The organism is Streptomyces sp. NBC_00576, assembly GCF_036345175.1.
Lineage (GTDB): Bacteria > Actinomycetota > Actinomycetes > Streptomycetales > Streptomycetaceae > Streptomyces.
Window position 1 is genome coordinate 6,255,994 of the sequence record NZ_CP107780.1, and the last position, 23,052, is coordinate 6,279,045.

Below are 23,052 nucleotides of genomic sequence, written 5' to 3' on the forward strand. Positions count from 1 at the left end.
CGCGTTCACGCGAGGGCGCGAGCTCCCTGCGGGTGCTGCCCGGATTCCGGGGGCACCCTGGTCCACGACTCGCTCTCGCTCTATGCCGGCTACCCGGACGCCTCCCACCAACTGTGCGGGGCGCACCTGGTCCGCGAGTTGACCGCCGCCGAACAGGACCACCCGAAACAGAAGTGGCCCCAGCAGATCCGCTGGGCCCTGGCCGGTCTGAACCGCCAGGCCCGACGCGTGCGCTCCGGCGAAACAGCCGAGATCACCCCCGAGGCCCTGCTGTTCTACCAACGCCGCTACCACCAGGGCGTCTCGGCGGGCCTGGCCCTGCACCGCAGAGCCGAGGGCCGCAAACAGTCCCCGGCCCGCAACCTCCTGGAACGTCTCCGTGACCAGGCCGACAACGTCCTGCGCTTCGCCGACCACCCGAAACAGGTCCCCTTCACCAACAACACCGGCGGGAGGGCACTTCGGCCGGTCAAGACCCAGGTCAAGATCTCCGGCTGCCACCAGTCCGACACCGGTGCCGCGGCCGGGCTCGCCGTGCGCTCCTACCTCGACTCAGCCCGCAAGCACGGCATGAGCGCCTTCGAGGCGATCCACCGCGCCTTCACCGGCAACCTCTGGATGCCACCCATCGCCCCTACCCACCTGACCAGCGAACACTACGCACCGCCAGAATTCTGGCTCATTGCTTCTGAATGCATACGATCGGTCCTCCAGGAACGAGCGGGCGCGGCCTCGGCGCCGTGCCCGCTCTCGTTTTCCAGCGGATATGTGGGCGCGTGCGATACCGCGTCGCATCCGCACCCTGGCCAGGTGAAACCGCGCTGTCAGTGCAGGGGGGTTTAACCATTCTCTGACTCAGCCCTGTCGCTGCTTTGAGGAATCGGCATTGACATCCTTCAGTTCTTCGAAGAAGCTGTTCACTAACTTCCTCAGCACTGTGTCGATTCACCGGCTGGGATAATCGAAGGCCAATTCGGGGATATCTATCATCCGGCCTGAAGTGAAATCACTGCAATTTCTCGTGCGGCGCACCGATGACATGTTTCGGTGCGCCGCTTTGCCCTATCCATCTCATTTCGACGTCCCCCGAAGGTGCAGCCATGGACGCATCAGTCATCGTCGCCGGAGCGGGTCCCGCCGGTCTCATGCTCGACCAGTGCTGACTGTTGTACGGCTTCGGCGACATCGGCACCAGCGACGCGGGGCACTTCGGCGGACTGCCGGTGGACTTCGGGGGTCCACCGCGCGGTAAAGACCGTCCCGCAGTCCGACACCGAGACGATGCCACAAGGGTGTGGGGTCTGGAGATCCGCTACAACGTCGGCCCCGGCAGCCATCCGCTGCTGGGACTGCGCATGCCGCACCTGGAGTTGGTGACCGGCAGCCGGAAGACCAACAGCGCCCAGGAACTGCACGCCGGGTGGGGCGTCTGCTTGATCTGGAGGACAACGCCGTCCTCCGCGGCCGGGCGTCAGGCTGGTCCGACCGTGTGGACATCGCGACCGCGGCTCCCCACGGGCTCCAGCCCGGCAGCCGGCGCATCGGCCGTCCTCGTTCGCCCCGACGGGCACGTGGCCTGGGCTACGCCCGGCAGCCACCACGCCCTGCCCAAGCGCTCAAGCGCTGGTTCGGCCCCTCCCGATCTGACCGTCTGGACAAGGAGATGTGGATGCACAGCACGTTGATCGTGGCCCGGATGGAACCCCGCTCGGCCGCGGAGGTCGCGAGCCTCTTCGGCGCGTTCGACGAGACGGAGATGCCGCATCGGATGGGAACCAGGCGCCGGCAGCTCTTCTCGTACCGCGGCTTGTACTTCCACCTGCAGGATTTCGACGGCGAAGACGGTGGCGAGCGTATCGAGGAGGCGAAGACCGATTCCCGGTTCGTCACCATCAGCAACGACCTGCAACCGTTCATCACCGCCTACGACCCGGCCACCTGGCGCTCTCCCGCCGATGCCATGGCGGAGCGCTTCTACCACTGGACCGAACGGTGAGCGCGCCGCATGGTCGGCGGGTCGTCATCACCGGAATCGGCGTCACCGCGCCCGGCGGCGTGGGCGTCAAGAACTTCTGGAGTCTGCTGACCGACGGCCGCACCGCCACCCGCCGCATCAGCTTCTTCGACCCTACCCCGTTCCGCTCGCAGGTCGCCGCGGAGGTCGACTTCGACGCCGAACTCCTCGGGCTGAGCACCCAGCAGATCCGGCGGATGGACCGAGCTGCGCAGTTCGCCGTGGTGACGGCGCACGAGGCTGTGGTGGACAGTGGACTGGACCTCACCGCTCTCGATCCGCACCGCACCGGCGTGACGATCGGTAGTGCGGTCGGCGCCACCATGGGGCTGGACGAGGAGTACCGCACCGTCAGCGACAGCGGCCGGCTCGAACTCGTGGACCACACCTACGCCGTCCCGCACCTCTACAACTACCTGGTGCCCAGCTCCTTCGCTGTCGAGGTGGCGTGGGCCGTGGGTGCCGAGGGTCCCGCCACGGTGGTCTCCACCGGCTGCACCTCCGGGCTGGACGCGGTGGGCTACGCCACCGAGCTGATCCGTGAGGGCTCGGCCGACGTCATGGTGGCCGGCGCGTCGGACGCTCCCATCTCACCGATCACGGTGGCGTGTTTCGACGCGATCAAGGCGACCACATCGCGCAACGACGATCCGGAGCACGCCTCCCGTCCCTTCGACCGCACCCGCAACGGATTCGTCCTGGGCGAGGGAGCGGCCGTCTTCGTCCTGGAGGAACTGGACAGCGCCAGACGACGAGGCGCGCATGTCTACGCGGAGGTCGCCGGCTACGCCACGCGCAGCAACGCCTTCCACATGACGGGCCTGCGCCCCGACGGACGGGAGATGGCCGAGGCGATCCGGGTCGCCCTGGACGAGGCCCGGCTCAACCCGGACGACGTCGACTACGTCAACGCGCACGGCTCGGGCACCAAGCAGAACGACCGGCACGAGACCGCCGCTTTCAAACGCAGCCTGGGTGAGCGCGCCTACCAGGTACCCGTCAGCTCGATCAAGTCGATGGTCGGTCACTCGCTGGGCGCCATCGGTTCGATCGAGATCGCGGCCAGCGTGCTCGCGATGGAACACGGTGTCGTGCCGCCGACCGCCAACCTGCACACGCCCGACCCCGAATGCGACCTGGACTACGTGCCGTTGACGGCACGTGACTGGCGGACCGACGCCGTGCTCTCGGTGGGCAGCGGCTTCGGCGGTTTCCAGAGCGCGATGGTGCTGGCCCGCCCCGAAAGGAGCGCGGTATGAGCGGCGCCGCCGTCAGGACCGTGGTGACCGGTCTGGGCGTGGCCGCCCCCAACGGCTGCGGCACGGACACGTACTGGGCGTCGGCTCGCAAGGGGATCAGCGGTATCGGCCGTATCTCGCGGTTCGACCCCGCGCAGTACCCGGCCCGGCTGGCGGGGGAGATCAACGACTTCGTCGCCGAGGACCATCTGCCGGGGCGGCTGCTGCCACAGACCGACCGGATGACCCGGATCGCCCTGGCGAGCGCCGACTGGGCGCTCGCCGACGCGGGTGTCGACCCGCGGGAACGGCCCGAGTACGACATGGGCGTGATCACGGCCAGCTCGTCGGGCGGTTTCGAGTTCGGTCAGCGGGAGCTGCAGGCGCTGTGGAGCAAGGGCAGCCGTTACGTGAGCGCCTACCAGTCCTTCGCCTGGTTCTACGCGGTCAACAGCGGCCAGATCTCCATCCGCAACGGCATGCGCGGCCCGAGCGGTGTGGTCGTCGGCGACCAGGCGGGCGGGCTTGACGCGATCGCTCAGGCCCGGCGTCAGATCCGCAAAGGCACCGGGCTGGTGATGTCAGGGTCCATCGACGCCTCGATCTGCCCGTGGGGCTGGGTCGCCCAGATGGCAGGCGGCCGGCTGAGCACGAGTGAGGACCCGGCGCGGGCGTATCTGCCCTTCGACGCCGCCGCGCGAGGACATGTGCCGGGGGAGGGCGGGGCGCTGCTGGTCCTCGAGGATCTGGAGAGCGCCCGTGCCCGAGGGGCCCGCGTGGTCTACGGAGAGATCGCCGGATACGGCTCCACCCTGGACCCCCGGCCGGGCAGCGGCCGCCCGCCCGGGCTGGCAAGGGCGATCGAACTGGCGCTGGCCGACGCGGGCGTCGCCCCGGAGGAGATCGACGTGGTGTTCGCCGACGCGGCCGCGATCCCCGAACTGGACCGTGTCGAGGCCGAGGCGATCTCCCGGGTGTTCGGTCCGCGCGCCGTGCCGGTCACCGCGCCCAAGACCATGACCGGACGCCTCTACTCGGGCGCGGCACCGCTGGACGTGGCCGCCGCGTTCCTCGCCATGCGCGACGGAGTGATCCCGCCCTCCATCGGAGTCACCCCCGACCCCGAGTACGACCTCGACCTGGTCGTCGAAGAGGAGCGCACCGCGACGGTCCGCTCCGCTCTGGTGATCGCCCGCGGCCACGGCGGCTTCAACTCCGCGCTGGTGGCACGCGCCGTCTAGCCCGGCACCCGCAGTGACCGCCATACCGAGATGAAAGGACAACCATTCATGTCTGCCCGCGAGTTCACCGTCGATGACCTGAAGCGCATCCTGCGCGAGGGTGCCGGCGCGGACGAAGGCGTCGACCTCGATGGGGACATCCTCGACACCGACTTCGAGTCGCTCGGCTACGAGTCGTTGGCCATGCTGGAGACCGGCAGCCGCATCGAACGCGAATTCGGTGTGATGTTGGACGACGACGCGGTGACCGATGCCAGAACACCACGCGCCCTGATCGAGGCCGTCAACGGTGTGCTGGTGCCGTCCGGCGTCAACTGACCCTCCCCGACCGCACCGCCGGTTCCCACCGGTCAACCGTCGATTCCCCGGCGGGGCCGGCGGCGCGCCCACTCCACTTCACGCTCCCGCACGGCCGTGCCACGGCCGGCGTGCCCGGCGTCGCCCACCGACGCAGTCAGGAGACAACATGACGGAGCAGAAACCGAAGGTCGCCATCGTCACCGGCGCCACCAGCGGTATCGGCCTGGAGGCAGCCAGGCTGCTGGCCCGCCAGGGCCACCGCGTGTTCCTCTGTGCCCGCACGGAGGAAAGCGTGACTCGTACCGTCAAGGAGTTCGTCGACGAGGGACTCGACGTCGACGGCGCCCCCTGCGACGTCCGCTCAGTGGCGGACATCCACCGCTTCGTGCAGCAGGCCGTCGACCGCTTCGGCCCGATCGATGTGCTGGTCAACAACGCGGGCCGGTCCGGTGGCGGGGTCACCGCCGACATCGCCGACGAGCTCTGGTTCGACGTCATCAACACTAACCTCAACAGCGTGTTCCTGATGACCCGTGAGGTGCTCAACACCGGCGGCATGCGGCACAAGAACCGTGGCCGGATCATCAACATCGCCTCCACCGCCGGAAAGCAGGGCGTGGTGCTCGGTGCCCCGTACTCCGCCTCCAAACATGGTGTCGTCGGCTTCACCAAGGCGCTCGGCAACGAACTGGGCCCGACCGGGATCACCGTGAACGCAGTCTGCCCCGGCTATGTCGAGACCCCGATGGCGCAACGCGTCCGCCAGGGCTACGCGGCCGCCTACGACACGAGCGAGGGGGCCATCCTCCAGAAGTTCGAGGCGAAGATCCCGCTGGGCCGTTACTCCACCCCCGAGGAGGTCGCGGGCCTGGTCGGCTACCTGGCCTCCGACACCGCCGCCTCCATCACCGCACAGGCACTGAACGTCTGCGGCGGCCTGGGCAACTTCTGACATTCGCGGAGAAGAGGACCGATGACGAACCGCATGGTCGAGCACGAGATCACCGTCGACGCCCCGGCCGCCGCCGTCTACCGGCTGATCGCCGAGGTGGAGAACTGGCCCCGGATCTTCCCGCCCACCATCCACGTCGACCACGTGGAGCGGGGCGTCGACGAGGAGCGCATACGGATCTGGGCCACCGCCAACGGTGAGGCCAAGAACTGGACTTCGCGCCGCACTCTGGACCCGCGAGATCTGCGGATCACCTTCCGGCAGGAGATCTCCAGCCCGCCGGTCGCCGCCATGAGCGGCACCTGGATCGTCGAACCGCTGTCCGACTCGGCTTCCCGGGTGCGGCTGCTGCACGACTACCGGGCGATCGACGACGATGTCGAGAGCCTGAAATGGATCGACGAGGCCGTCGACCGCAACTCCCGCGCCGAACTCGCCTCCCTGAAACAGAACGTCGAACTGGCCCACGCCTCCGAGGAGATCACCTTCTCCTTCGAGGACACCGTCCAGATACAGGGCCAGGCCAAGGACGTCTACGACTTCGTCAACGAGGCGGGGCTGTGGGCCGAGCGGCTCCCGCACGTGGCGAGCGTCCGCCTGGAGGAGGACACTCCGGGGCTGCAGACCCTGGAGATGGACACCCGCGCGCAGGACGGTTCCACGCACACCACCAAGTCGTACCGGGTGACCTTCCCGCACCACAGGATCGCGTACAAGCAGGTCACCCTGCCCGCCCTGATGACGCTGCACACCGGCTACTGGACCTTCACGGAGAACGAGCGGGGCGTCGCCGCTTCTTCGCAGCACACCGTGGTCCTTAACACCGACAACATCGCCCGGGTGCTCGGCCCCGAGGCGAGCGTCGCGGATGCTCGGGAGTACGTCCGCAACGCACTGAGCACCAACAGCCGCGCCACCCTCGGCCATGCGAAGGACCACGCGGAGAGCAAGCGCTGACCATGGCCGCGCACTCTGTGGACACCGATGTGATCATCGTGGGTGCCGGGCCGGTCGGGCTGATGCTCGCCGGGGAACTGCGGACTGGCGGGGCGCGGGTGACCGTACTGGAGCGGCTGGCCGAACCCACCACCGAGTCGCGGGCGTCGACCCTGCACGCCCGCACCATGGAGATCTTCGATCAGCGAGGGCTGCTAGACGCGTTGGGGACGGTGCCCAACGACATGGTCGGGCACTTCGGTGGGATCCGCCTGGACTTCAGCGGGCTGGACAGCCGGTACCGGGGCCAGTGGAAGGTGCCGCAGGCCTGCACCGAACAACTGCTGGGCAGCTGGGCGGTCGGTCTCGGCGCGGTCGTCAGACGCGGTCACGATCTCGTCGGCCTGCGGCAGACCGAGTCGGGGGTCGAAGCCGAGGCGGCGGGCCCCGGGGGCAGGGTCCGGATCCGGGCCGCCTACCTCGTGGGATGCGATGGTGAAAACAGCGCCGTACGGCGGCTGGCGGACTTCGCCTTCCCCGGCATGGACGCGACGCGGGAGCTGCTCCGCGCCGACGTGGCCGGTATCGACGTGCCCAACCGCCGGTTCGAACGCCACGAGCGCGGCCTGGCCATCGCCCACCGTCGGCCCGATGGGGTCACCCGGGTCATGGTGCATGAGTTCGGCAGGGCCGCCCCGGCACGTGCCGGGGAGCCGGAGTTCGCGGAGGTCGCGGCCGTGTGGGCGAGGGTCACCGGGGAGGACATCGGCGCGGGCAGGCCGATCTGGGTGAACGCGTTCGGGAACGCCCGTAGGCTGGCCGAGCGGTACCGCAGCGGCCGGGTGCTGCTCGCTGGGGACGCCGCCCACGTGCAGATGCCGGTCGGAGGCCAGGCCCTCAACCTGGGGCTGCAGGACGCCGTGAACCTGGGCTGGAAGCTGGCGGCGCAGGTGCGTGGCCGGGCGCCGGCGGGCTTGCTCGACAGCTACCACGACGAGCGGCACGCCGTTGGCCGCCGTGTGCTGACCAACATCGAGGCGCAGGCCACGTTGCTGCTTGGCGGCGCGGAGGTGGAGCCGCTGCGCGCGATGGTGGCCGAGCTGCTCGGCCACGACGAGGTGATCGCGCAGCTGGCCGGCATGATCAGCGGTCTGGACGTCCGTTACCCCGACGGAAGCGACGCCCCGCTGCTCGGCGGCCGGGTGCCGCACTGGGAACTGACCACCGAGACCGGCCCGTCCAGTACCGCGGAGCTGCTCCGCACCGGCTGCGGGGTGCTGCTCGACTCCGCTGCCGGCCTGCCGGCGGGAGCGGTCGCCGGCTGGGCGGACCGGGTCCGCATGGTGTCGACCGCGACGCCGCACGGCCTTGGATCCCCGTTCGAGCTCGCCGGCACGGCCGTCCGTGCGGTCCTGCTCCGCCCCGACGGTCACGTCGCATGGGTCGACGACGGTACGACACATTTCCGTGCCGCGCTGCACCGTTGGTTCGGCGCCCCGAACCCGTGATCGAGAGAGAGCGCCTGCCATGCACAAGATCGCAAGGAAAATCGTCCGTCGGCAGATCGGGACGGCCGTCGCCCCTGTGCCGGCCCGATCGCCGACCGTGCTCCGCGACAAGCACGCCGACCCGCCGGTGCGCAGACACGGCAATTCCCCCCGGTGATCCGCGTGGTGAGGGGGCGCCCGACGGCCGAGGAACTGGCCGCCGTGATGACGGTGCTGCTGGCGCGCCAGGAGGCCGGCTCTCCCGCGCCTGGCCGGGCGCGCCGGGCCGCCGCGGGCTGGCGACGCCCCGAGCGGGCACCGGGTCACCCGTCGCCCCGCAGTTGGCGGTCGCCCGCGATGCGTGAAGGTGCCCGGGCATCCACGGTGTCCGTCAAGTCACCGGGTGACGGCCGCTGTGCGCGGTCCGGTCGCGTCGACGGTCCGGCATGAAGCGAGGCAGCCGGTGGACGTCGCACGCCGTGCCCAGAATCTGAGGAGGAGACCACCGATGGATGCTGCATTCGACGCCGAGGTCATCGTCGTCGGCGCCGGGCCGACCGGGCTCATGCTCGCAGGGGAGCTGCGCCTCGCCGGGGTCGACGTCGTCGTGCTGGACCGGCTGACCGAACCAACCACCGAATCCCGCGGGTTGGGCTTCACCCCGAGGACCATGGAGGTGTTCGCGCAGCGCGGTCTGGTGGACAGGTTCGACGCGCTGGACATCCCGGTGCAGACCACCACCCGCGGGCACTTCGGCGGGCTGCCGCTGGACTTCGGGGTGTTTCCCGAGGCCCATCCCGGCGTCATGAACCTGCCGCAGGTCCACACCGAGGCGGTGCTGCGTGGCTGGGTCGCCGAGCTCGGCTGCGACCTGCGCCGAGGCCACGAGGTCGTCGGCCTGACCGACACCGGCGAGACCGTGGAGGCCCAGGTCGAAGGGCCCGACGGGCCGCTGCTGCTGCGCGCGCGGTACCTGGTCGGGTGCGACGGCGGCCGCAGCACCGTGCGTGGGCTGGCCGGTTTCGATTTCCCCGGCACCCCCGCCACCCTCGAGCTGTTCCTCGCCGACGTCCGAGGGTGCGCCATCAGGCCACGCTTCATCGGCGAGTGGCTGCCCGGCGGGGTCGCGATGTCGGCCCCCATCGGTGACGGGGTGGACCGGGTCGTGGTGTGCGAGCGGGGCACGCCCCCGCGACGGCGCACCGAGCCGCTGACGTTCAGCGAGGTCGCCGCCGGCTGGCAGCGGCTCACCGGAGAGGACATCAGCCACGGCGAGGCGTTGTGGGTGAGCGCCTTCGGCGACGCCACGCGACTCGCGACCGAGTACCGCAGGGGGCGGGTGCTGCTCGCGGGGGACGCCGCGCACGTCCACCTCCCGGCGGGCGGGCTGGGCATGAACACCGGTGTCCAGGACGCCTTCAACCTCGGCTGGAAGCTCGCCGCCGTGGTGCGTGGCCAGGCCCCGGGCACGCTGCTCGACACCTACTACGACGAGCGGCACGCGGTGGGCCGGCGGCTGCTCAACAACACCCGCGCCCAAGGGCTGCTCTTCCTGGGCGGCACCGAGATGCAGCCGCTCCGCGATGTGCTGGGCGAGCTCACCGACCACGAGGTCGTGCACCGGCACCTGGCCGGCATGGTCAGCGGGCTGGAGATCAGGTACCCGATGGGCCCGGGCGACCACCCGCTGCTCGGGCTGCGCATGCCCGACCTCGAACTCGCCGGAGAGGCGGGGACGACGACGGTCTTCCCGCTGCTGCGCGGGGCGCGCGGCCTCGTGCTGGACCTCGCCGACGACGAGTCCGTACGGCAGTCCGCGCAGCCGTGGGCCGACCGGGTGGACGTGGTGACCGCCAAGCCGGCCGCCGATTCCCCGGTCTCGCGCGTGGACGCCGTGCTGGTGCGGCCCGACGGGCACGTGGCCTGGGTCGCGCCAGGCGGGCAGGAGGAGCTGACCGACGCGCTGGCCCGTTGGTTCGGCGCCTCGGCCACCCCGGTGGGCCCTGTCACCCCTGTCGGCTGAGAGCGGAGGAGCACGCACATGCCGTACGACGACGCGGGCCCCCTGCGCCGGCTCGCCGACCGCCTGGACGTCCAGGAGCTGGTCGACCGCTATCTGGCCGGTCTGGACGACGCGGAGTTCGACGACGCCTGGGCGCGGTCGATCTTCACCGAGGACGGCAGGTTCCAGTTCATGATGGGCGGTCACGACGGCGTGGCCGGCATGGCCGAGTACACCGCCGCGATGATGGGCAAGTGGCGGCGGACCCACCACGTGGCCGCCGGCCACCTCGTCGAGATCGACGGGGACCGGGCGCGGGTGAGAGGAAGCCTGATCGCCACCCACCTGCACCCCCACGAGGCGACACCTGAACAGCCGCCCGGGCAGCCAGGGGCGCACGGGAGACCCGGGGCACCCGAGCCCTTCCAAGTCGGGGACCGCTTCGAGGGCGAGGCGGTGCGGACCGACGCCGGCTGGCGCTTCGCGCGGCTCGCGTTCGAGGTGGTCTGGACCCGCGGCACACCGCCGGTCCGCGTTGACGTGCACGACAGCTAGGGGCATTCACATGCGGATTCTTTTCGCGGTCGCACCACTGACCGCTCACCTGTACCCCAGCATCCCGCTGGCGTGGGCGTTGCAGAGCGCCGGACATGAAGTGCGGGTGGCCGGCAACACCGGTCTGGTCGAGGAGATCACCGCGGCCGGGCTCACGGCGGTCGGGCTCGGCGAGCGCACCTCGCCGCCCGCACCGGTCACCGATGTGGAGCTGGACCGCTTCAGCGACGCGCTCGGGTTCGAGGCCGGCTCCGACTTCGACCAGCTCTGGCGGGCGATCCGCTTCTACCTGGTGGCCGCGAACAAGCGGTACCACCCGGACGAGGAGGGGCGCCAGGAGCTCGCCGACAACCTGGTCGAGGCCGCCCGGACCTGGCGCCCGGACCTGGTGATCTGGGATCCGGCCTGTCCGGCGGGCTCGGTCGCGGCCCGCGAGTCCGGGGCCGCGTCTGCCCGGCTGATGTGGGGCCCCGACTACCTCGGCTGGATCCGTGGCCGCCTGGTCGAACGTATGAATGACCCGGCGTCAGGGGTGAGCGCGGACACGGATCCGCTGGCCGCGACCCTGGCGCCGGTGTTCGGGCGGTTCGGCCACGACTTCTCCGACGAGTTGGTGTTCGGCGACTTCACCGTGGACCCGATCCCCTCGCAGCTGCCCAGGTACGAAGGACTGCGCCGGGTCCCAATGCGCTGGGTGCCGTACACGGGGGCGGCCCCGATGCCGGAGTGGTTGTCGCAGCCGCCGTCGCGGCCCCGGGTCTGCCTGTCGCTGGGCGTCACCGGGCGTACGGTCCACGACGGCCCGGACGCGCGGGTCATGGCCGCCTTCGAGGCGGTGGCCGACATGGACGTAGAGGTGGTTGCCACGGTCAACGCCGACCAGCTGGGCGAAGACGTGCGCGTCCCCGACAACGTGCGGCTGTTCGACTACATACCGCTCACGCAGGTGATGCCGACCTGCTCGGCGGTCATCCACCACGGTGGCTTCGGCACGTTCTTCGCGGCGGCCGCGCACCGCGTGCCCCAGATGATCGTCAGGGACGAGCTGGGCAGCGCGCTGAACACCTCCCGCTATCTGGAGGCCAAGGGCGCGGGCGTGGTCCTCCACAGCGACGGCCTGACCGCGGCGCAGGTGGGCGGCGAGCTCTCCAGGATGCTGACCGAGCCGTCGTTCCGGCGGGGGACCGCCGCCGTGTACGCGGACATGACCGCCGCCCCCGGCCCCGGCGAGATCGTGCCGGTGCTGGAGCGGATGGCCGAGCAGCACCGCACCCGGGGCTGAACCGGACATGGATGTGGTCGAGACCCGGGTGCCGGGCGCGTTCGTGTTCACCCCGAAGAAGATCTCCGACGAGCGGGGCTCGTTCTTCGAAGCGTTCCGCTACGACCAGGTCGAGGAGGTCACCGGGCGTCCCTTCCGGCCCGAACAGATCAACTACTCGGTGTCCCGCTGGAACACCCTCCGCGGTATCCACGGGGTGGCCGTACCGCCGGGCCAGGCCAAGTACGTCACCTGTGTGCGCGGGGCGCTCCGCGACATCGTCGTCGACCTGCGGGTGGGGTCGCCCACCTTCGGCGCGCACCAGGTGACCCAGCTGGACGCCGAGTCCGGCCGGTGCGTGTACGTGCCGGAGGGGGTCGGGCACGGGTTCCTGTCGCTCACCGACGACGCCTGCATCTGCTACGTGGTCTCCACGCGGCACGTGCCCGGCACACAGATCGACATCAACCCCCTCGATCCGGACCTGGCGCTCCCCTGGGGGTTCGGCGAGCCTCCGTTGATGTCGGAGAAGGACGCGAAGGCACCCGGGGTGCGTGCGGCGCTCGCCTCGGGGTTGCTCGCGGACTGGAACGACGTGCGGTCGTGACGCCGTCCCGACGTGAGCGGGTCCCGTCGCTCAGCCAATGACAACGCAAGGAGACTTTTCTTTGAGTACCGACGTGGGTAGGGCGGCAGCACCGCGAGCGACCCGAAGAGAATGGCTGGGGCTGGCGGTCCTCGCGCTTCCCACCATGCTCATCGCCATGGACCTGACCGTCCTGCATCTGGCTCTGCCCACAATCACCGCCGACCTGCGGCCCGGCAACACCGAGTTGCTGTGGATCGTGGACATCTATGGCTTCCTCATCGCCGGCTTCCTCATCCCCATGGGCGCGATCGGGGACAGGATCGGCCGTCGGCGACTGCTGCTGATCGGCGCGGTCGCGTTCGGAGCGGCCTCGGTGGTCTCGGCGTTCTCGGTCAACCCGGCGATGCTCATCGCCGCGCGGGCGCTGCTGGGCATCGCGGGCTCCACCCTGATGCCCTCCACGCTCTCGCTGATCCGGGTCCTGTTCCAGGACCCCAAGCAGCAGGGTGCCGCGATCGGCGCCTGGACCGGCTTCTTCGGGGTCGGCACGGTGATCGGCCCGCTGGTCGGTGGCGCGTTTCTGGAGTGGTTCTGGTGGGGCTCGGTCTTCCTGATCGGTGTTCCCGTGATGGCGCTGCTGATCATCTTCGGTCCGATCGTGTTGCCCGAGTACCGGGACCGCTCGGTCGCACGTCCGGACCTCATCAGCGCGATCATGTCCGTCATCGGCATGCTCGCCCTGATCTACGGCATCAAGCGGATCGCCCAGGACGGCCTGGGCGCCGAGCCGGGCATAGCCGTCGTCGTCGGCCTGGCGCTGGCGGCGCTCTTCCTCTCGCGCCAGCGCCGGCTCGAGCAGCCGCTGGTCGACCTCTCGCTGTTCCGCAACAGGCTGTTCGGCATCGCCCTGGGCATGGTGGTGCTCGCCACCTTGCTGGCCGCCGGGTCACAGTTCCTCGTCCTGCAGTATCTGCAGCTCGTGCGCGGCCTGTCCCCGGTCCAGGCCGGGCTGTGGTCGCTGCCGATCACCTTCGGAGTCTTCGTCGGCTCCATGAGCGGGCCGGCGCTCGCCGGACGGATGAAGCTGAGCACCCTGCTCTCCGGCAGTCTGGTGGTCGCCGCGTTCGGCATGCTGCTGCTGAGCCGCGTCAGCGGCCCCTCCGACCTGTTCCTCGCGGTGGGCGGGACGTCCGTCATCGGGCTCGGGCTCGGCCCGTTGACCGTGCTGGGCACCGGAATGATCGTCAGCGCCGCCCCGCCCGAGCGCGCCGGTGCCGCGTCCGGGATGAGCGCGACCGGCTCCGAGCTCGGCAGCGCACTGGGCATCGCGGTGATGGGCAGCATCGGCTTCGCGGTGTACCGGGCCAACCTGGCCGACAAGCTCCCCGAGGGGCTCCCTGGCCCCCTCGGCGAGGCGGCCAGGGACTCTCTCGCCGCCGCGGTCGACGTCGCCCACAAACTGCCGGCCGCCGACAGCTCCCGGCTGTTGTCGGTGGCCCGCGAGGCATTCGTGCACGGCCTGCAGACGACCGCGATCGTCGGTGCGGTGCTCGCCGTGCTGCTGGCCGCGGCGGCCACGGCCCTGCTGCGCAACACCCGGTTGCCGGGCCCTCCGCCGCTCGCGGAGACGGACGATCCGGCGAAGTCCTTGGAGAAGACGGATGGCTGACATGCTGAACACGAACTCCGCCGCCGACGCGGTCCAGACCCCCGTGGGTGTCTGGACCGGTCTGGTGCGCCACGACGGTCAGACCGACCCCTACACCATCTCGTTCGCGCCGGACGGCACGATCGCGCTGCGTACCCCCGTCACGGTGGGCACCGGCACCTGGGCCGCCGGGCAGGAGGGGCGATTCACCTACGAACTCACCGAGACCTTCACCCCGGCGAGCGGCCACCAGGGCCACCTCCGGGCGCACGTCGAAGCCCACCTCGACGGGGACACGCACACAGGAGTCGGCACCGCCCGGATCTACACCCCCGACGGCGTGATGGTGCACTCCACCACGGCCGAGTCCGCCGGCGAACGAGTGGCTGACGAACCGGCCGCCTGGCACGACGTCGTGAGCCTGGGCGCGCCGATCCGCGGACGCACGCTCCACCGGGGCGACGACGGATTCGAGGAGGCGAGCTCCGGCTGGCTGCTCACCGTCGAGCACCGTCCTGCCGCCGTCGTGATCGCCGCCGACGCCGACGACGTGGCCGCCGCCGTCCGGTTCGCCGCTACGACGGACCGGCCGGTCGCGGTGGAGTCGACCGGGCACGGCAAGTCGGTGCCCGCCGACGGCGCGGTGTTCGTCTCGACCAGGGAGCTGCGGGAACTGTCGGTCGATCCGCGGGCTCGAACCGCCCGGATCGGCGCGGGGCTACGGTGGGGCGACGTGCTCGCCGCCGCCGCTGAGCACGGCCTCGCGCCGCTGTGCGGTTCCTCCGGCCAGGTCGGGGTGATGGGCTACCTGACCGGCGGCGGACTGCCGCTGACCTGCCGCACGTACGGCTTCGCCGCGGACCATGTCCGCTCCCTTGAGCTCGTCACGGCCGACGGCCGCGTCCGCACCATCTCGCCGACCCAGGAACCGGATCTGTTCTGGGCGGTACGGGGCGGCAACAGCAACTTCGGCGTGGTGACCACGGCCGAGATCGACCTGGTGCCGCTGCGGACCGTCTACGGAGGCGAGCTCTACTACCCGGGTGAGGACCCCGCGCACGCTGCGCACGTGATGCGGTCCTACCTGGCCTGGGCCAAGGATCAGCCGGACGAGATGTCGTCCTCGGTGACTCTGCTGCGGCTCCCGGACGTGCCACAGCTGCCCGAGGACTGGCGTGGCCGGTCGTTCGTGCAGGTGCACATCGTCTACACCGGCGACGAAGCGTCAGGCGCCCGGCTGGTGGAACCGTTGCGCGCGCTCACGCCCGAGAACGACACCTGCGCCGCGATGCCGTACGCGGAGATCACCGAGATGCACCACGACCCGAAGGGCCCGGTCAGGGTGCACTTCCGCAGCGCGCTGCTGTACGAGCTGGACGACGCGGCGGTCGAGACGCTGGTCTCGCTCATCGATCCGGCGGCGCCCGAAGGACCGTTCCCCGGCATCGAGTTGCGCCACCTCGGTGGCGCGCTGAGCCGGCCGCCCGCCCGTGCGCACGCGGTGGGCGCCCGGGACGCGGCGTTCCACCTGTGGCTGCGGATGCCGGCCCCGGCCGAGGAGGCGGGCGCGGTGCGCCGGGCCGCGGACGAGGTCATGGGACGGCTGCGGCCCTGGGACACCGGCGCGCTGCTGCCGGGTTTCCTGTACGACCACGACTCCGACCCCGAGCGGGTCCGGCGGGCCTACGCGGAGCCGGACTACCAGCGGCTGACCGCGCTGAAGGCCGCGTACGACCCGCACAACCTGTTCCGTGTCAACCACAACATCCCGCCCGTCCTCGACGGTGCGTGAAAGGGGAACGACCGGCATGTCACTTTCGACAGAGACACAGGCGGCGCTGGCCGAGCTCGCCAAGCTGGCCGGGGCGCAGGCCGCGCAGGCCGACGTCGAGCGCAGGGTGAGCCCGGAGGTCATCCGGGCGATGGTGGACGCCGGGTTCGCCCAGTGGCGGGTGCCGACCCGTTGGGGAGGGCCTGAGCGCAACCACACGGACCTGACCGCCGTAGTGGCGAAGCTCGCAGAGGAGTGCCCCTCGACGGCGTGGCTCGCCAGCGTCGCCGCCTACTCCGCCCGGTACATCTGCTGTATGCCCGAGCAGGGCCAGGCCGACATCTGGGCGGACGGTCCCGACGTGATGGCGGCGATCGTCTTCAAGCCGATGGGTACAGCGGTCCCGGTGGAGGGCGGGTACCGGCTCTCCGGGTCCTGGACCTACGTCAGCGGCGTCGAGCACTTCGGCTGGGCGCTGTTGACCGGCCCCGCCCCCGGTCCGCAGTCCGGCGGGCAGCCGATGAGGCTCTTCGCGATACCGCGCGAGGACTACACCTACGAAGACACCTGGTCCTCCCTCGGCATGCGGGCCACCGGCAGCCACACGGTCGTCCTGGACGACGTGTTCGTGCCCGAGCACCGCACCTGCCTGCGCGAGGACGCGATGCGGGGCGTGATGGTGGGCCTGCCGGGCTACACCCAGCTGTCGAACCCCGCCGTGAGCGGGCTGATGTTCGTCGCTCCCGTACTGGGCGCCGCGCGTGCCGCACTCGCCATCGCGGAGCAGCTCGTGGCGGTCGCCCCGACGGGTCCCCGGGCTGCGGCCGGCCAGCCCTACCAGGTGGACTTCGCACGGGCCGCCGGCGAGATCGACGCGGCCCAGATGCTGCTGGAGCGGGCCGCCGCCGTCGCGGACGGTGCTGCCGTGCCGCCGGGGCTCGCGCTCCGCAACCGCAGGGACTGCGCGCTGGCGCTGGAGATGCTGGTCGGCGCGACCGATCGGCTGCTGAGGATCGGCGGCACCAGGGCCCAGGAGGACGGGCACCCGCTGGGGCGGTACTGGCGGGACGTGCGCTCGGTCGCCAGCCACGCGGTCATGCAGTTCGAGCCCGCGGGGCTCGCCTACACCATGAATCTTCAGGGTCTCGTCGGGCCGTCCTAAGGAGACAGTAATGATCTTGGTAACCGGAGCCACCGGGACCGTCGGCAGGCCGCTCGTGGACGAGCTGCTCGCGGCCGGCCGAAAGGTACGGGCTCTCAGCCGCGCCCCGGCCAGGGCTGGCCTGCCCGCCGAGGTCGAGGTGGCCGCCACCGCCGATCTGCCCCTGGACGGCATCACCTCGGTGTTCTTCGTCATGAATGCCTTCCCCGGGGGCTCCGCGGAGCCGATCGCCCGGATGAAGGCGGCAGGGGTCCGCCGCATCGTCGCCCTGTCGTCCTACTCGGTCCTCGACGACGACCCCAAGAATATGATCGGCGTGAAGCACCGGGATCTGGAGCGTCAGATCGAGGAGACCGGTGTGGAATGGACGTTCCTGCGGCCCGCCGGAGGGTTCGCGGCGACCGCCCTGGAGTGGGCCGAGCAGATCAGGACCGACGGCGTCGCTCGTTTCCCCTTCGGGGACGCGTGGACTGCCCCCGTTCATGAGCGCGACATCGCGGCGGTGGCCGCCCGCGCCCTGCTGACCGACGAACTTGCGGGCGACACACCACTGTTCAGCGGGCCGGAGTCGCTCAGCTACGCCGACCGGGCACGGATCATCGGCGAAGTGACAGGCGAGCCGGTCCGCTTCGCGGAACTCAGCCACGACGAGGCGCGGCAGGAGTGGCTCCGGGCCGGAGTCCCCCCGCACGCCGTGGAGGCGCGGCTGAAAATGTTCGCCAAGATGGTCGGCCGCCCGCACGAGATCTCGCCGGTCGACCCCTTCCTGGGCAGGCCCGGGCTGACCTTCGCCCAATGGGTGGCCGACCACACCAACACATTCCGAAAGGTGACGTCATGATTCTGATATCCGGAGCCACGGGCAACGTTGGCGGCGAGCTGCTGCGGCAACTGCGTGCCGAGGGAGTCGCCGTCCGCGCGCTCACCCGGGACCCGGCGCGGGCCAGGTTCCAGGCCGACGTGGACGTCGCCGAGGGGGACTTCGGCACACCGCGGTCGCTGGCCACGGCCTTCGCCGGGGTGGAGTCCCTCTTCCTCATGATGTCCGGCAACGAGACCGCCGTGCTCGAGGAGGCGGCCCGCGCCGGGGTGCGGCGGGTCGTGCTGCTGTCCACCATGGCCGTGGAGACCCGCCCGGACTCCTTCATCGGCAAGGTGCACCAGGAGGCCGAGAGCGCCGTGGAGAAGTCCGGCCTGGAGTGGACGTTCCTGCGTCCGGGCCAGTTCGCCTCCAACACCCGGTCCTGGGCAGCCCAGCTCGCGGTGGGCGACGTGGTCCGCACGCCGTACGGGCAGGTGGCCCTGCCCGCTGTCCACTCCGGTGACATCGCGGCTGTGGCCCGGACCGCGCTCACCCAGGACGGGCACGTCGGCGCGGCCTACGCGCTCACCGGCCCCGCGCCGATCACGCCCGTCGAGCAGGTGGCTGCGATCGGCGAGGCGATCGGCCGGCAGCTGCGGCACGAGGAGATCACTCCGGAGCGGGCCCAGGAGGCGATGGCCGCGCACATGCCGCCCCAGATCGTGGCCGCCACCCTGGAGTTCCTCGGCAGCCCCACCCTGACGGAGACCCAGGCCCTGCCCACCGTCGAAACGGTGACCGGGAAGCCGGCGAGGACGTTCGCGGAGTGGGCGCGCGACAACGCCGACGGTTTTCGCTGACACCCGGGAAAGGGATGCGACCGTGCTGACCCAGCGTAGTTTCCGCGACGTACTGGGATGTTTCAGCACCGGAGTGGTGCTGGTGACCGCGGAGTCGGACGGCGGGCCGGTCGGCATGGCGGTGAACTCCTTCACCTCTGTGTCACTCGATCCGCCTCTGATCGCGTTCTGCGCCGCGCTGACCTCGACCACGTGGCCGGCCGTCCGGGCCACGGGCGGTTTCGCGGTCTCGATCCTCAGCGATACGCAGGAGGAGATCTGCCGGACCTTCTCGGCATCCGGCGCGGACCGGTTCGCCGACCGGGACTGGGCCCGGACCCCCGCCGGGCGCCCCGTGACAGCGGACGGACTCGGCTGGCTGGACTGCCGGATCAGGACGGTTCAGGTCGCGGGGGACCACCACCTGGTGATCGCCGAAGCGGAGGACTGGTCCCTGGGAGCCGACGCGAGGCCGTTGATCTTCCAGGGCGGCCGCTTCGCCGGCCTGAGGGAGCGGTCACGTGCGGAATGACGTTGCCGAGGCTGATCCAGAGAGGTCGGAGATGGGGAGGGGTCCGTGTTTCTGGTGACCGGAGCGACCGGGAACGTCGGTCGTCATGTCGTTCGCCAACTGCTCGCCGCGGGCGAGTCGGTACGCGCGCTGACCCGTAGCCCGGAGAAAGCCCGCCTGCCGGCGGGGGCCGAGGTGGTCGGTGGCGACCTCACCCGGCCGGAGACGGCGGAGCCCGCGCTGGAGGGCGTCTCCGCGCTGTTCCTGTTCCCCTCGCCGGGCACGGGGGGTCCGATCCTCCGGGCCGCAAGGGAACGCGGGGTACGCCGGGTCGTCATGCTCTCGTCGTCGTCCGTCGAGTACACCACCGACGGCGCCGACAACGCGATCGTGGCGTACCACAAGGAGATCGAGCACGAGGTCGAGACGTCCGGGCTGGAGTGGACTCTCGTCCGGCCCTGCGGTTTCGCCGTCAACACCCTGCAGTGGGCGCCGCAGATCCGCGCCGGTGGTGTGGTGCGCGGGCCGTACGCGGAGGCCGAGATGGCGCTCATCGACGAGCGTGACATCGCGGACGTCGCCACCCGCATGCTGCGGACGGACGGGCACGTGGGCGCGAAGTACGTGCTGACCGGGCCAGAGCCGCTCACCCAGACCGAGCAGGCCCGGCGGATCGGCGAGGCCATCGGACGTCCGGTGCGGTACGAGGAGGTGCCGCCGGCCGTCGCGCGCGAGCAGATGATCCGGAACCGGGTCCCGGCCGACCTCGCGGACATGACCCTCAGGTTCCAGGCGGGGCGCGCCGGTGTGCCGGCGGAGATCTCACCGACGGTCGAGGAGGTCACCGGCCGCCCCGCACGCACGTTTGACCAGTGGGCCGCCGATCACGCGGCCGACTTCCGGTAGGGACGACGGGGGGCCGTCAGGGGCCGGCGGCCTCCCGCATGCCCCGAGACGACTGCCGTAGAGCCGTCGACGACATCGCCTGCATGCAGATGTACGGCGGAACAAGAGAGGTGTTCTGTGGCGGATGTGATAGTCGCCGGTGCCGGCCCGACCGGGCTGATGCTCGCCTGCGAGCTGCGGCTCGCCGGGGTGGACGTGTTGGTACTGGAACGGCTCGCGGAACGAAGCGGTGAATCACGGGCCGGCGGCCTGCACGCCCGGAGCGTGGAGCTCCTCGACCAGCGCGGGATCGCGGACCGGTTCCTCGCGGCCGGCAGGACGGGCCCGCTCGCACACTTCTCCTTCATACCTCTGGACATCGGGAACCTCCCGACGCGACATCCGTACGCGCTCGCCCTCCACCAGTCCCGGGTCGAGCAACTCCTGGAGGAACGTGCGATCGAGCTGGGCGTACGGCTGCGCCGGTCCGCCGAGGTCATCGGTCTGCGCCAGGACGGGACCGGGATCGAGGTGGAGGTCGCCGGGGCCCAGGGCACCGAACTGCTGCGCGCCGGCTACCTGGTGGGCTGCGACGGCGGCCGCAGCGCCGTACGCAAACTGGCCGGCATCGGCTACCCCGGCACACCGGCCACCGTGACCGCACTGCTCGGCGACGTCAAGCTCACCGACCCGCCCCCCGGGATCGTCTTCGGCCCCGAGGGCCGCCGGGAGCACGGGTCCTTCATGATCTTCGACTCCGACCAGCCCGGCACGCACCGGGTGATCACCATGGAGTTCGACAAGGCCACGAGCCGAGACGCCCCGGTGACCCTGGAGATGCTCCGCGAGGCATGCGTCAGGATCGCCGGTACCGACTTCGGCATGCACAGCCCGCACTGGCTCAGCAGCTTCAGCGACGCCGCCCGGCAGGCCGACAGGTACCGCGAAGGACGGGTCCTGCTGGCCGGGGACGCCGCGCACATCCATTTCCCCTCCAGCGGACAGGGAATGAACCTGGGGGTCCAGGACGCCGTCAACCTGGGCTGGAAGCTCGCCGCCGTCGTGCGTGGGCAGGCCTCCGAGGAGCTGCTCGACAGCTACCACGACGAACGGCACCCGGCCGCCGAGCGCATGCTTGGCAGTACCCGCGCACAGACCGTCCTCTGGCGCCCGGACGCGCAGACCGAGGCGCTCCGCGAGGTGTTCGGCGCCCTTGTCCGGTTCGAGGACGCCAATCGGTATCTGGGCGGCGCCTGCACCCAGCTCGACGTCCACTACCCAGTGGGCGACGGGCATTCGGCTCTCGGCCGCCGGATGCCCGACCTCGACATCAAGTCACCCTCGGGGCAGACACGCGTCTTCGAGCTGCTGCACACCGCACGACCCGTTCTGCTCGACCTCACCGGACGACCCGAGCTCCGCGCCGCCCTCGACGGCTGGACGGACCGGGTGGACCTCGTCGAGGCGGAGTGCCAGGACGATCACTGGACGTACCCGGTGATCGGCGACGTCCCGGCCCCCGCGGCCGTTCTGATCCGCCCCGACGGCCATGTCGCCTGGGTGGCGCCCACCGCCCCCGTCGGCTCGGCCACGCCGGGAACCGCCACCGCGGCCCTCAAGACCGCGCTCACCAGGTGGTTCGGCCCCGCACACGAACAAGGCCTGACATCGCCCACGTTGATCGGAGAATCGCATGTCCAAGGATGAACTGACGTCCCCCTCCGTGGTCGCTGAACTCCCCCCGGAGTTCGCCACGTTGATGCGGCTCGGTGACCTGGTTACCCCCATGGCGCTGCGGGTGGCCGCGAACCTGCGGCTGGTCGACCACATGCAGGACGGCGTCCAGGACCTCGAGTCGCTCGCGAAGGTGACCGATTCTCATCAGGAGACGCTGGGGAGGGTGGTCCGGCACCTGGTCGCCATCGATGTGCTGGCGGAGTCCACGCCGGGCAACTACGCGCCCACCGCCCTCGGCGAGTTGCTGGCCCACGGCCACCCGGTGTCCCAGGTGGGGTGGCTGGACCCGACGCACATGATCGGGCGGGCGGACCTCGCACTCGTTCACCTCTTCGACGCCGTCCGCGACGGCGGCTCCATCTACAGGAAGCGGTACGGCAAGGAATTCTGGGACGACGTCTCGGGTGACGCGGTCCTTGGCGCCACCTTCTACGACCTGATGGCTCACGGCCAGACGCGCATCTTCAGCGAGGCGGTGGAACGACACGACTGGACCGGTGTGCGTCACATCCTCGATGTGGGCGGTGCCGACGGCGACCTGATCGCCACCGTGCTGGGGAAGGAGCCCGGGATCAGCGCCACCCTGCTGGAACTCCCCGGCCCGGCGGCCAGGGCACGAGAGAAGTTCGAGGCAGCCGGGCTGGCCGGCAAGGTCGACGTGGTCGACGGCAGCTTCTTCGATCCGCTGCCGGTGACGTCCGACCTGATCACGGTGTCGTTCGTGCTGCACAACTGGTCGGACGACGACGCCGTGCGGATTCTGCGCAACTGTGTGGAGGCGCTGGAGCCGGGCGGCTCTCTGCTGCTCATCGAGTGCGCCGACCAGTCGCCTTCCAAGCCGGATCCGGGTTTCACGAGTGGCGACATCCGGATGATGGCCTACTTCGGGGGGCGCGAACGCACGTACGCCCAGTGGCAGGAGCTTGCGGCTGCCGCGGGTCTGAGGATCGACTCGGCGTCCGACGCCCTCGCCTACGGCGCACGCGTGCTCACCCTCGTGAAGGCGTCTGCCTGACGGTCTCGTCGTACACCGCGGAACGGGTCTGGTGGCCCGAGGGTTTCACCAGACCCCCATGGTCTCCTCTCTCTATGCTTGTATTCTCCGTTAATTCCAGGTTGCGC

Annotated in this window: 23 protein-coding genes; all 23 read left to right on the forward strand. The window is 70.6% G+C overall.

The annotated features are described in order from the left end of the window. The first annotated feature begins 57 nt into the window (after window positions 1-57). Window positions 58-843, forward strand: coding sequence for an IS66 family transposase (locus tag OG734_RS26995; protein WP_330293798.1), 786 nt, complete (start codon window positions 58-60; stop codon window positions 841-843). Window positions 844-1,355: 512 nt separating this feature from the next. Beyond that, a complete protein-coding gene (locus tag OG734_RS48015) occupies window positions 1,356-1,685 on the forward strand; it encodes an aromatic-ring hydroxylase C-terminal domain-containing protein (RefSeq protein ID WP_443065103.1) in 330 nt (109 codons plus the stop codon). Continuing rightward, window positions 1,670-1,996, forward strand: a complete 327-nt coding sequence (locus OG734_RS27000; RefSeq protein ID WP_330290075.1) for a TcmI family type II polyketide cyclase — start codon at window positions 1,670-1,672, stop codon at window positions 1,994-1,996. Before OG734_RS48015 ends, OG734_RS27000 begins: the two co-directional genes overlap by 16 nt. Further along, window positions 1,993-3,273, forward strand: a complete 1,281-nt coding sequence (locus OG734_RS27005; RefSeq protein WP_330290076.1) for a beta-ketoacyl-[acyl-carrier-protein] synthase family protein — start codon at window positions 1,993-1,995, stop codon at window positions 3,271-3,273. Before OG734_RS27000 ends, OG734_RS27005 begins: the two co-directional genes overlap by 4 nt. Next, entirely contained in the window at window positions 3,270-4,493 is a 1,224-nt protein-coding gene (locus tag OG734_RS27010) for a ketosynthase chain-length factor (RefSeq protein ID WP_330290077.1), read from the forward strand. Before OG734_RS27005 ends, OG734_RS27010 begins: the two co-directional genes overlap by 4 nt. 48 nt (window positions 4,494-4,541) lie before the next feature. Beyond that, window positions 4,542-4,811: an acyl carrier protein gene (locus OG734_RS27015; protein ID WP_330290078.1), complete on the forward strand. Its 270-nt coding sequence runs from the start codon at window positions 4,542-4,544 to the stop codon at window positions 4,809-4,811. 148 nt (window positions 4,812-4,959) lie between these two features. Beyond that, on the forward strand, window positions 4,960-5,745 hold the full coding sequence (gene fabG / locus OG734_RS27020; RefSeq protein WP_330290079.1) for a 3-oxoacyl-ACP reductase FabG: 786 nt from the start codon (window positions 4,960-4,962) through the stop codon (window positions 5,743-5,745). A gap of 21 nt (window positions 5,746-5,766) precedes the next feature. Beyond that, complete coding sequence (locus OG734_RS27025; RefSeq protein WP_330290080.1) at window positions 5,767-6,702, forward strand: aromatase/cyclase; 936 nt, start codon at window positions 5,767-5,769, stop codon at window positions 6,700-6,702. Between the two features lie 2 nt (window positions 6,703-6,704). Continuing rightward, a complete protein-coding gene (locus tag OG734_RS27030) occupies window positions 6,705-8,189 on the forward strand; it encodes an FAD-dependent monooxygenase (protein WP_330290081.1) in 1,485 nt (494 codons plus the stop codon). Between the two features lie 204 nt (window positions 8,190-8,393). Further along, window positions 8,394-8,618: a hypothetical protein gene (locus OG734_RS27035; RefSeq protein WP_443065104.1), complete on the forward strand. Its 225-nt coding sequence runs from the start codon at window positions 8,394-8,396 to the stop codon at window positions 8,616-8,618. Further along, entirely contained in the window at window positions 8,536-10,191 is a 1,656-nt protein-coding gene (locus tag OG734_RS27040; RefSeq protein WP_330290082.1) for an FAD-dependent monooxygenase, read from the forward strand. Before OG734_RS27035 ends, OG734_RS27040 begins: the two co-directional genes overlap by 83 nt. Before the next feature lie 18 nt (window positions 10,192-10,209). Continuing rightward, entirely contained in the window at window positions 10,210-10,725 is a 516-nt protein-coding gene (locus OG734_RS27045) for a nuclear transport factor 2 family protein (RefSeq protein WP_330290083.1), read from the forward strand. A 10-nt stretch (window positions 10,726-10,735) separates the two neighbouring features. Continuing rightward, complete coding sequence (locus OG734_RS27050) at window positions 10,736-12,007, forward strand: nucleotide disphospho-sugar-binding domain-containing protein (protein ID WP_330290084.1); 1,272 nt, start codon at window positions 10,736-10,738, stop codon at window positions 12,005-12,007. Window positions 12,008-12,014: 7 nt separating this feature from the next. Then, window positions 12,015-12,593, forward strand: coding sequence for a dTDP-4-dehydrorhamnose 3,5-epimerase family protein (locus tag OG734_RS27055; protein ID WP_330290085.1), 579 nt, complete (start codon window positions 12,015-12,017; stop codon window positions 12,591-12,593). A 61-nt stretch (window positions 12,594-12,654) separates the two neighbouring features. Further along, on the forward strand, window positions 12,655-14,244 hold the full coding sequence (locus tag OG734_RS27060) for an MFS transporter (protein WP_330290086.1): 1,590 nt from the start codon (window positions 12,655-12,657) through the stop codon (window positions 14,242-14,244). Next, entirely contained in the window at window positions 14,237-16,015 is a 1,779-nt protein-coding gene (locus tag OG734_RS27065) for an FAD-binding oxidoreductase (protein WP_330290087.1), read from the forward strand. The genes OG734_RS27060 and OG734_RS27065 overlap by 8 nt, the downstream gene beginning before the upstream one ends. Window positions 16,016-16,031: 16 nt before the next feature. After that, window positions 16,032-17,156: an acyl-CoA dehydrogenase family protein gene (locus tag OG734_RS27070; RefSeq protein ID WP_330290088.1), complete on the forward strand. Its 1,125-nt coding sequence runs from the start codon at window positions 16,032-16,034 to the stop codon at window positions 17,154-17,156. 10 nt (window positions 17,157-17,166) lie between these two features. Then, window positions 17,167-17,997 (forward strand): SDR family oxidoreductase, encoded by an 831-nt coding sequence (locus OG734_RS27075; protein ID WP_330290089.1) that lies wholly within the window; start codon window positions 17,167-17,169, stop codon window positions 17,995-17,997. Next, on the forward strand, window positions 17,994-18,818 hold the full coding sequence (locus tag OG734_RS27080) for an SDR family oxidoreductase (RefSeq protein WP_330290090.1): 825 nt from the start codon (window positions 17,994-17,996) through the stop codon (window positions 18,816-18,818). Before OG734_RS27075 ends, OG734_RS27080 begins: the two co-directional genes overlap by 4 nt. Window positions 18,819-18,840: 22 nt before the next feature. After that, window positions 18,841-19,329 carry a flavin reductase family protein gene (locus tag OG734_RS27085; RefSeq protein ID WP_330290091.1) on the forward strand — a complete coding sequence of 163 codons (489 nt, stop codon included), beginning with the start codon at window positions 18,841-18,843 and terminating at the stop codon, window positions 19,327-19,329. A gap of 45 nt (window positions 19,330-19,374) precedes the next feature. Further along, window positions 19,375-20,214: an SDR family oxidoreductase gene (locus tag OG734_RS27090; RefSeq protein WP_330290092.1), complete on the forward strand. Its 840-nt coding sequence runs from the start codon at window positions 19,375-19,377 to the stop codon at window positions 20,212-20,214. A gap of 117 nt (window positions 20,215-20,331) precedes the next feature. Continuing rightward, complete coding sequence (locus OG734_RS27095; protein ID WP_330290093.1) at window positions 20,332-21,900, forward strand: FAD-dependent monooxygenase; 1,569 nt, start codon at window positions 20,332-20,334, stop codon at window positions 21,898-21,900. Further along, window positions 21,887-22,945 (forward strand): methyltransferase, encoded by a 1,059-nt coding sequence (locus tag OG734_RS27100; RefSeq protein ID WP_330290094.1) that lies wholly within the window; start codon window positions 21,887-21,889, stop codon window positions 22,943-22,945. Before OG734_RS27095 ends, OG734_RS27100 begins: the two co-directional genes overlap by 14 nt. Window positions 22,946-23,052: the final 107 nt, after the last annotated feature.

What these genes read in the sequence shown, in the direction of transcription:
- OG734_RS48015 (WP_443065103.1), top strand. Translation starts at nt 1,356, where the DNA reads ATGCCGCACCTGGAGTTGGTGACCGGCAGCCGGAAGACCAACAGCGCC.
- OG734_RS27000 (WP_330290075.1), top strand. Translation starts at nt 1,670, where the DNA reads ATGCACAGCACGTTGATCGTGGCCCGGATGGAACCCCGCTCGGCCGCG.
- OG734_RS27010 (WP_330290077.1), top strand. Translation starts at nt 3,270, where the DNA reads ATGAGCGGCGCCGCCGTCAGGACCGTGGTGACCGGTCTGGGCGTGGCC.
- OG734_RS27015 (WP_330290078.1), top strand. Translation starts at nt 4,542, where the DNA reads ATGTCTGCCCGCGAGTTCACCGTCGATGACCTGAAGCGCATCCTGCGC.
- fabG (WP_330290079.1), top strand. Translation starts at nt 4,960, where the DNA reads ATGACGGAGCAGAAACCGAAGGTCGCCATCGTCACCGGCGCCACCAGC.
- OG734_RS27025 (WP_330290080.1), top strand. Translation starts at nt 5,767, where the DNA reads ATGACGAACCGCATGGTCGAGCACGAGATCACCGTCGACGCCCCGGCC.
- OG734_RS27030 (WP_330290081.1), top strand. Translation starts at nt 6,705, where the DNA reads ATGGCCGCGCACTCTGTGGACACCGATGTGATCATCGTGGGTGCCGGG.
- OG734_RS27035 (WP_443065104.1), top strand. Translation starts at nt 8,394, where the DNA reads ATGACGGTGCTGCTGGCGCGCCAGGAGGCCGGCTCTCCCGCGCCTGGC.
- OG734_RS27045 (WP_330290083.1), top strand. Translation starts at nt 10,210, where the DNA reads ATGCCGTACGACGACGCGGGCCCCCTGCGCCGGCTCGCCGACCGCCTG.
- OG734_RS27050 (WP_330290084.1), top strand. Translation starts at nt 10,736, where the DNA reads ATGCGGATTCTTTTCGCGGTCGCACCACTGACCGCTCACCTGTACCCC.
- OG734_RS27055 (WP_330290085.1), top strand. Translation starts at nt 12,015, where the DNA reads ATGGATGTGGTCGAGACCCGGGTGCCGGGCGCGTTCGTGTTCACCCCG.
- OG734_RS27065 (WP_330290087.1), top strand. Translation starts at nt 14,237, where the DNA reads ATGGCTGACATGCTGAACACGAACTCCGCCGCCGACGCGGTCCAGACC.
- OG734_RS27070 (WP_330290088.1), top strand. Translation starts at nt 16,032, where the DNA reads ATGTCACTTTCGACAGAGACACAGGCGGCGCTGGCCGAGCTCGCCAAG.
- OG734_RS27075 (WP_330290089.1), top strand. Translation starts at nt 17,167, where the DNA reads ATGATCTTGGTAACCGGAGCCACCGGGACCGTCGGCAGGCCGCTCGTG.
- OG734_RS27080 (WP_330290090.1), top strand. Translation starts at nt 17,994, where the DNA reads ATGATTCTGATATCCGGAGCCACGGGCAACGTTGGCGGCGAGCTGCTG.
- OG734_RS27100 (WP_330290094.1), top strand. Translation starts at nt 21,887, where the DNA reads ATGTCCAAGGATGAACTGACGTCCCCCTCCGTGGTCGCTGAACTCCCC.